1 protein-coding gene and 1 pseudogene are annotated in these 9,209 nt (G+C 75.3%); both read left to right on the top strand.

What is annotated here, in order from left to right; translation table 11 throughout:
- Positions 1-1,062: KR domain-containing protein (locus tag ACQKM2_RS33960; RefSeq protein WP_427716719.1), on the top strand; the 1,062-nt coding region annotated here is incomplete at its 5' end.
- Between the two features lie 88 nt (positions 1,063-1,150).
- Positions 1,151-9,205, top strand: a pseudogene (locus ACQKM2_RS33955) (type I polyketide synthase); the annotation flags it as partial.
- Positions 9,206-9,209: the final 4 nt, after the last annotated feature.

Below are 9,209 nucleotides of genomic sequence, written 5' to 3'. Positions count from 1 at the left end.
GGCGTCCTCGAATCCCTCGACGCCGACCGCCTGGACCGCGTCCTGCGGCCCAAGGTCGACGCCGCCGTCAACCTGCACGAACTCACCCGCGACCTGGACCTCACCGCCTTCGTCCTCTACTCCTCCGTGGCCGGCGTCATGGGCGGCCCCGGCCAGGGCAACTACGCCGCCGCCAACTCCTTCCTCGACGCCCTCGCCCAGCACCGGCGCGCCCACGGCCTGCCGGGCGTCTCCCTCGCCTGGGGCCAGTGGGCCGAGTCCAGCGGCATGACCGCCGGACTCGACACCGCCGACCTCGCGCGGATGAGCCGCAGCGGCGTCCTGCCGCTCGCCACCGAACAGGGCCTGGCCCTGTTCGACCAGGCGGCACGCCACGACGAGGCCCTGCTGGCCGCCGTACGCCTGGACACCACGGCGCTGCGCGGCCAGGCCGACGCGGGCCGGCTGCCCGGCGTGCTCAAGGGGCTCGTACGGGCCTCCGTACGCCGGGCCGCGGGCGAGGCGGCCGCCGCACCGGGGGCCTCGGCCCTCGCCGAGCGGCTGTCCCGGCTCACCGGCGCCGAACGCGCCGAAGCCCTCCTCGACCTGGTCCGCACCCAGGTGGCCCACGTCCTCGCCCACCCCAACCCGGCGGCCATCGACACCGAACGCGGCTTCCTCGACCTCGGCTTCGACTCGCTGACGGCCGTGGAACTGCGCAACGGACTCGGCGCGGCCACCGGGCTCCGGCTCCCGACCACGCTCATCTTCGACTATCCGTCGCCCGCCGCCCTCGCCGGTTTCCTGCACACGGAACTGGACCCGGGCGAGGGCACCCGGGAGGCCGCGGTGCTCGACGCCATGGCCGGCTGGGAGGCGGCCGTCGCCGCCCTCCCGGAGGGCAGCGACGGCAGGGAACGGGCTGTGAACCGGCTGCGCTCGATCCTCTGGAAGCTCGAACAGTCCGGCACCGAGAACGACACCGACGAGGAAGCACGGACCTCCGACGGGACCGCGGAGATCACCTCGGCGAGCGACGACGAGATGTTCGCCCTCATCGAGAAGGAACTCGGTCTCAGCTGATCCGCGCCCCCTGCACGGGCCCCGTCCTGACCGTCCCACCGGAGGCACTGCCACGATGGCCAGCAGTAACGAAGACAAGCTCCGCGACTACCTGAAACTCGTCACCGCAGACCTCCAGCAGACCCGCAAGCGTCTGCAGGCCGCGGAGGCGAAGGAGCAGGAGCCGATCGCCATCGTCGCCATGGCCTGCCGCTACCCGGGGGACGTCGGCTCGCCGGAGGACCTGTGGCGGCTGGTGGCGGAAGGCGGCGACGGCATCGTCGCCTTCCCCACCGACCGCGGCTGGGACCTCGACGCCCTCTACGACCCGGACCCGGACGCCCACGGCGCCAGCTACGTCCGCGAGGGCGGGTTCGTCCACGACGCGGCCGGGTTCGACGCGGGCTTCTTCGGGATCCCGCCGCGCGAGGCCCTCGCCATGGACCCGCAGCAGCGGCTCTTCCTCGAATCCTCCTGGGAGGTCTTCGAACGCGCCGGGATCGACCCCGCCACCCTCAAGGGCAGCCGCACCGGCGTCTTCGTCGGCGCCGGGAACCCCGGCTACCTGGGCGGCGGCACCGGAACCCCGCACCGCGAGGTCGAGGGCTACACCCTCACCGGCAACGTCAACAGCGTCATCTCCGGCCGCGTCGCCTACACCTTCGGGCTGGAGGGCCCGGCCATCACCGTCGACACGGCCTGCTCCTCCTCCCTCGTCGCCGTCCACCAGGCCACCCAGGCCCTGCGCGCCGACGAGTGCTCCATGGCGATCGCCGGCGGCGTCACCGTCATGCCCAACCCGTGGCTGTTCCAGGAGTTCAGCCGCCAGCGCGGCCTGGCCGCCGACGGCCGCTGCAAGGCGTTCTCCGCCGACGCCGACGGCACCATCTGGGGCGAGGGCGTCGGCGTGCTCCTCCTGGAGAAGCTCTCCGACGCCCGCCGCAACGGACACCGCGTCCTCGCCGTCGTCCGAGGCTCCGCCGTCAACCAGGACGGCGCCAGCAGCGGCCTGACCGCCCCCAACGGGCCCTCCCAGCAGCGCGTCATCCGCCAGGCCCTGGCCAACGCCCGGCTCGCCCCGCAGGACGTGGACGCGGTCGAGGCCCACGGCACCGGCACGGCCCTCGGCGACCCCATCGAGGCCCAGGCCCTGCTGGCCACCTACGGGCAGGACCGGTCCGAGGACCGGCCGCTGCTGCTCGGCTCCGTCAAGTCCAACATCGGCCACACGGCCGCCGCGGCCGGTGTCGCGGGCATCATCAAGATGGTCATGGCGATGCGGGAGGGCGTGCTGCCGCGCACCCTCCACGTCGACGAGCCCACCCCCCAGGTCGACTGGTCGGCCGGCTCCGTGGAACTCCTGACGGAGTCCGTGGACTGGCCCGAGACCGACCGTCCGCGCCGGGCCGGCGTCTCCTCGTTCGGCATCAGCGGCACCAACGCCCACGTGATCGTCGAGCAGGCGCCCGCCGGCGCACCGGAGGAACAGCGGCCCGCCCCGGCCGCCGCCGGCCCGCTGCCGTGGGTGGTCTCGGCGCACAGCGCGCAGGCGCTGCGCGGCCAGGCCGAACGCCTCCTCGGCCTCGACCCCTCCGTCCCGGCGGCGGACGTCGCGGCGGCGCTCGTGACCACCCGCTCCGCGCTGGAGCACCGCGCGGTGGTCCTCGCCGGGGACACCGACGGCTTCCGCTCCGGCCTGCGCGCCCTCGCCGACGGCACCCCGGACGGCTCCCTGTCCGAGGGGACGGCCCGCCCGGCGAAGCTGGCCTTCCTCTTCTCCGGCCAGGGCGCGCAGCGTCCGGGCATGGGGCGTGGGCTGTACGAGGCGCAGCCGGTGTTCGCGGCGGCGTTCGACGAAGTGTGCGCGCACTTCGAACTGCCGCTGAAGGAAGTGGTGTTCGGGGGCGGGGAGGAGGTCCACCGGACCGAGTTCACCCAGCCCGCCCTGTTCGCCGTGGAGGTGGCCCTGTACCGGCTGGCCGAGTCCTTCGGCCTGCGCCCGGACTTCGTGGCCGGCCACTCGATCGGCGAGATCGCCGCGGCCCACGTCGCCGGGGTCCTCTCCCTCGCCGACGCGGCCCGCCTGGTCGCGGCCCGCGGCGCGTTGATGGGCGCCCTGCCGGAGGGCGGGGCGATGGTGTCCGTACGGGCCACCGAGGACGAGATACGCCCGCTGCTGACGGCCGACGTCGACATCGCGGCGGTCAACGGCCCGGACTCCGTGGTGATCTCGGGCGCGGAGGACGCCGTCCTGGCCGTCGCCGCCACCCTCTCCGACCGGGGCCGCAAGATTAAGCGGCTGACCGTCTCCCACGCCTTCCACTCGCCGCTCATGGAACCGATGCTCGACGCGTTCCGCGAGGTCGCCGAGACCCTGACCCACTCCGCCCCCGCCATCCCGGTCGTCTCCAACGTCACCGGCGGGCAGATCACCGAGTTCACCGCCGGCTACTGGGTGGAGCACGTCCGCGCCGCCGTCCGCTTCGGCGACGGCGTCCGCCACCTCACCGGACGCGGCGTCGGACACCTCCTGGAACTCGGCCCCGCCGGCGTGCTCACCGCGATGGCCCGGGAGAACCTCCCCGACGACTTCGACGGCCTGGTCACCACCGCCCTCGACAAGCACCGCCCCGAGCCCGAGGCCTTCCTCGGCGCCCTCGCCGAGGCCTGGACCCGCGGCCTCCCCGTCGACTGGACGCCCCTCCTCGCCCCCGGCACCCCGGCGCACTCCGCCGAACTGCCCACGTACGCCTTCCAGCACCGCCACTACTGGCTGACCCCCGAAACCGGCACCCCCCGCGACGCGGCCGAGGACCGGTTCTGGCAGGCCGTCGACGAGGAGGACGTCGACACCCTCATCGCCACCCTCGACATCGACGGCGACAAGCCGCTGCGCGAAGCCCTCCCCGACATGGCCTCCTGGCTGCGCCGCCGCCGCGCCCCCGAGACCCGCACCGCCCTCGCCGCCCTGCACTCCGCACCCGACGCGGAAGCCGACGAGGCCGCGGGCACGGCGCTGCGCGAGAAGCTCCGCGACCTCCCGGAGGCCGAGCAGCTCCGCACCGTCCTGGACCTCGTACGCGCCCACGCCGCCGCCGTCCTCGGCCACGACGGGCCGGCCGCCATCGACCCGCAGCGGGCCTTCAAGGAGCTGGGCTTCGACTCGCTGGCCGCCGTCAACCTGCGCAACCGGCTCAACAACGCCACCGGGCTGCGGCTGCCCACCGCCTTCGCCTACGACCACCCCACCCCCGCCGCCGTCGCCGCCCACGTCCGGGCCGAAGTGCTCGGCGAGCACACCGCCGCCGTCACCGGCCACCTCGCGGGCGCGGCCGCGCACGACGAGCCCGTCGCGATCGTCGCCATGGCCTGCCGCTACCCCGGCGGGGTCCGCTCGCCCGAGGACCTGTGGCAGCTCGTCGACACCGGCGCCGACGTCATCAGCCCCTTCCCCGTCGACCGCGGCTGGGACCTGGAAGCCCTCTACCACCCCGACCCCGACCACCCCGGCACCAGCTACGTCCGCGAGGGCGGCTTCCTCCACGACGCCGCCGACTTCGACCCGGCCTTCTTCGGGATCTCCCCGCGCGAGGCCGTCGCCATGGACCCGCAGCAGCGACTGCTGCTGGAGGCCTCCTGGGAGGCCTTCGAGCGGGCCGGCATCGACCCGACCAGCGTGAAGTCCACCCCCGTCGGCGTGTTCGCCGGAGCCACCCAGCCCGGCTACTTCGGCGGGCTCCAGCAGATGGGCGGCGAAGGCGTCGAGGGCTACTCCCTCACCGGCAACCTGACCAGCGTCATCTCCGGCCGCATCGCCTACACCTTCGGGCTGGAGGGCCCGGCCGTCACCGTCGACACCGCCTGCTCCTCCTCCCTCGTCGCCCTCCACCTGGCCGCCCAGTCCCTGCGGGCCGGCGAGTGCACCATGGCGCTGGCCGCCGGCGTCACCGTCATGCCGACGCCCGACCTGTTCGTGGAGTTCAGCCGCCAGCGCGGCCTGGCCGCCGACGGCCGCTGCAAGGCGTTCTCCGCCGACGCCGACGGCACCGCCTGGTCCGAGGGCGCCGGCGTGCTCCTCCTGGAGAAGCTCTCCGACGCCCGCCGCAACGGACACCGCGTCCTCGCCGTAGTCCGCGGCACGGCCACCAACCAGGACGGCGCCAGCAACGGCCTCATGGCACCCAACGGGCCCTCCCAGCAGCGCGTCATCCGCCAGGCCCTCGCCAACGCCCGGCTGACGGCGAGCGACGTCGACGCCGTCGAGGCGCACGGCACCGGCACCGCCCTCGGCGACCCCATCGAAGCGCAGGCCCTCCTCGCCACCTACGGCCAGGACCGGCCCGAGGACCGGCCGCTGCTGCTCGGCTCGATCAAGTCGAACATCGGCCACACCTCGGCCGCCGCCGGTGTCGCCGGCGTCATGAAGATGGTCATGGCCATGCGCCACGGCGTACTGCCCAGGACCCTGCACGCCGACGAGGCCACCCCGCACGTGGACTGGTCGGCGGGCTCCGTGGAACTCCTGACGGAGTCCGTGGACTGGCCCGAGACCGGCCGCCCGCGCCGGGCCGGCGTCTCCTCGTTCGGCGTCAGCGGCACCAACGCCCACGTGATCATCGAGGAGGGCCCGCAGGAGGAGCCGGCGGCGCAGGAGCCCCTGCCCGGTGCGGAGCCCGCCCCCGGCGAGCTGCTGCCCTGGCTGGTCTCCGCCCGCACCCCCGGCGCCCTGGCCGAACAGGCGCGCCGCCTGCACGACCTGACCGCCGCCCGCCCCGAACCGGACACCGCGAGCACCGCCTCCGCCCTGCTGGCCTGGCGCGCCCAGCTGGAGAGCCGCGCCGTCGTCCTCGCCGACAGCCGCCAGGGCTACCTGGAGGGCCTCGACGCCCTCGCCGCCGGCGCCTCGGCACCCGGCACCTTCCGCGGCGAGGCCGTCGCCGGCGCGCGCACCGCGTTCCTGTTCTCCGGGCAGGGCGCACAGCGCGCGGGCATGGGCCGGGAACTGTACGACGCCCAGCCGGTGTTCGCCGACGCCTTCGACGAGGTCTGCGCCCACTTCGACCTCCCGCTCAAGGAGATGGTCTTCGGCGGCGGGGACGAGGTCCACCACACCGAGTACACCCAGCCCGCGCTGTTCGCCGTCGAGGTCGCGCTCTTCCGCGTACTGGAGTCCTACGGCATCCGCCCGGACTTCGTCGCGGGCCACTCGATCGGCGAGATCGCCGCCGCGCACGTCGCCGGGGTCCTGTCCCTCGCGGACGCCGCCCGGCTGGTGACGGCCCGCGGCGCCCTCATGGGCGCCCTGCCCGAGGGCGGCGCGATGGTCTCCGTACGGGCCGCCGAGGACGAGGTCCGCCCGCTGCTGCCCGCCGACGCCGACATCGCCGCCGTCAACGGCCCCGAGTCCGTGGTGATCTCGGGCGCCGAGGCCGCCGTCCTCGACGTCGCCGCCAAGCTGGCCGAACAGGGCCGCAAGACCAAGCGCCTCACCGTCTCGCACGCCTTCCACTCGCCGCTCATGGAACCGATGCTCGACGCGTTCCGCGAGGTCGCCGAATCCCTGACCCACTCCGCCCCCGCCATCCCCGTCGTCTCCAACGTCACCGGCGGGCAGATCACCGAGTTCACCGCCGGCTACTGGGTCGAACACGTCCGCGCCGCCGTCCGCTTCGCCGACGGCGTCGCCCACCTCGCCGGACAGGGCGTCACCCACTTCCTCGAACTCGGCCCGCAGGGCGTCCTCGCCGCCATGGCGGGGGAGTCCCTCCCCGACACCTTCTCCGGACTCCTCACCCCCGTCCTGCGCAAGGACCGCCCCGAACCGGAGGCCTTCCTCGGCGCCCTCGCCGAAGCCTGGACCCGCGGCCTCCCCGTCGACTGGACACCGCCCCTCGCCGACCGGCCCGCCTGCCGCGTCGACCTCCCCACGTACGCCTTCCAGCGCGACCGCTACTGGCTCGACGCCGCCCCCGCCGGAGCCGGCGCGCCCACCGCGCAGGACGAGGCCGACACCGAGTTCTGGGCGGCAGTCGAACGCGAGGACCTCCAGGCCCTCACCGGCACCCTGCACCTCGCCGACGAGGAGCAGCTGCGCGGCGTCCTGCCCGCCCTGTCCACCTGGCGGCGCGGCCGCCGCGAGCAGCACACCATCGACTCCTGGCGCTACCGCATCACCTGGAAGCCCGCCCCCGACCCGGCCGCCTCCGCCCGCCCCGACGGCCACTGGCTGCTCGTCGTACCCGAGGGCGCGGACCCCGCCGGGCCGCTCGCCGACCGGGCCGCCGCCGCGCTCACCGCCGCCGGAGCCGCCACCACCGTCCTCCGCCTCGACGCCACCGCCGCCGACCGCACCGCCTGGGCCGACCTGCTGCGCGCCGCCGCCGGCACCGGACCGGAGCCCGCCGGCGTGCTCTCCCTCCTCCCGCTCGACACCCGCCCGCACACCGGCCGGCCCGGGGTCAGCGCCGCGCTCGCCGCGACCGCCGCCCTGGCGCAGGCCCTCGGGGACGCCGGCACCGGCGCCCCGCTGTGGAACCTGACCAGCGGCGCCGTCTCCACAGGCCCCTCCGACCCGACGGACGACCCCACCGGCGCCCAGGCCCAGGTGTGGGCCCTCGGCCGGGTCGCCGCCCTCGAATACCCCGACCGCTGGGGCGGCCTCGTCGACGTCCCCCACGACCTCGACGAGCGGGCCGCCGCCCGCCTCGCCGCCGTCCTCACCGCACCCGGCGGCGAGGACCAGCTCGCCGTCCGCGGCGCCGGCGTCCAGGTACGCCGACTGCGCCGCGCCCCCGCCCCCGCCGCCCGCCCGGCCGCCGCACCCTGGCGGCCCACCGGAACCGTCCTCGTCACCGGCGGCACCGGCGCCCTCGGCAGCCGGCTCGCCGGCTGGCTCGCCGAAGGCGGCGCCGACCACCTCCTGCTGACCAGCCGGCGCGGCGCGGACGCCCCCGGCGCCACCGAACTCGCCGCCGCCCTGCGCGCGTCGGGCACCGAGGTCACCCTCGCCGCCTGCGACGTCGCCGACCGCGACCAGCTCACCGCCCTGCTCGCCTCCGTACCGGCCGACCGGCCGCTGACCGCCGTCGTCCACGCCGCGGGTGTCTCCGACAACGGATTCATGGACGAGGTCACCGCCGAACACCTCGCCCACGTCCTGCGCCCCAAGGCCGTCGCCGCCGACCTCCTCGACGAACTCACCCGCGGCCTCGACCTGTCCGCGTTCGTCGTCTTCGCGTCCAGCGCCGGCATGTGGGGCAGCGGCGGCCAGGCCGCCTACGCGGCCGCCAACGCCCACCTCGACGCCCTCGCCGAACGCCGCCGCGCCCACGGCCTGCCCGCCACCGCCGTCGCCTGGGGCCCCTGGGCCGAAGCCGGCATGGCGGCCTCCGAGGACATCGACGAGCACCTGCGCCGCCGCGGCGTGATCGGCATCGCCCCGGGCACCGCCATCGCCGCCCTCCAGCAGGCACTCGACCTCGACGAGACCTGCGTCGGCGTCGCCGACGTCGACTGGGCGCTGTTCGCCCCCACCTACACGGCCATGCGCCACAGCGCACTGATCAGCGAACTGGCAGACGTACAGGCCGCGTTGTCCGACGACGAGCCGGGCGCCGGACAGGGGGCCGCCGCCGAGGCCGCCGCCCTCCGGCAGCGGCTCGCCGCCGCCGCGCCCGCCGAACAGCAGCACCTCCTCGTCGAACTGGTCCGCGGACACGCCGCCGCGGTCCTCGGCCACCGCACCGCCGACGGGGTCCAGGAGGCACGGCCCTTCAAGGACCTGGGCTTCGACTCGCTCAGCGCCGTCGAACTGCGCAACCGCCTCGCGGCCGGCACCGGCCTCAAACTGTCCGCCACCCTCCTCTTCGACCACCCCACCCCCGCCGCGCTCGCCCAGCACCTGCGCGAACACCTGCAGGACGGCGACGTCGAGACGGACCAGTCCGTCCTCGCCGACCTCGACCGCATCGACGCGGCCCTCACCCGGCTCACCCCGGACGACGGGGCGCGCCACCGCATCGCCGGCCGGCTCCAGGTGCTGCTCACCAAATGGGGCGGCACCCACCCGGAGAAGGCCGAAGAAGCCGACGCCCACGACGAACTGGCGTCCGCCTCGGCCGAAGAGATCTTCGCGTTCATCCACGAAGAGCTCGGCAAGTCGTAGCCCG

It is taken from the genome of Streptomyces sp. NPDC004126 (genome assembly GCF_050275515.1).
Taxonomy (GTDB): domain Bacteria; phylum Actinomycetota; class Actinomycetes; order Streptomycetales; family Streptomycetaceae; genus Streptomyces.
The sequence above is the reverse complement of the archived record's forward strand: the minus strand, read 5'-3'. Positions and strand labels throughout refer to the sequence as shown.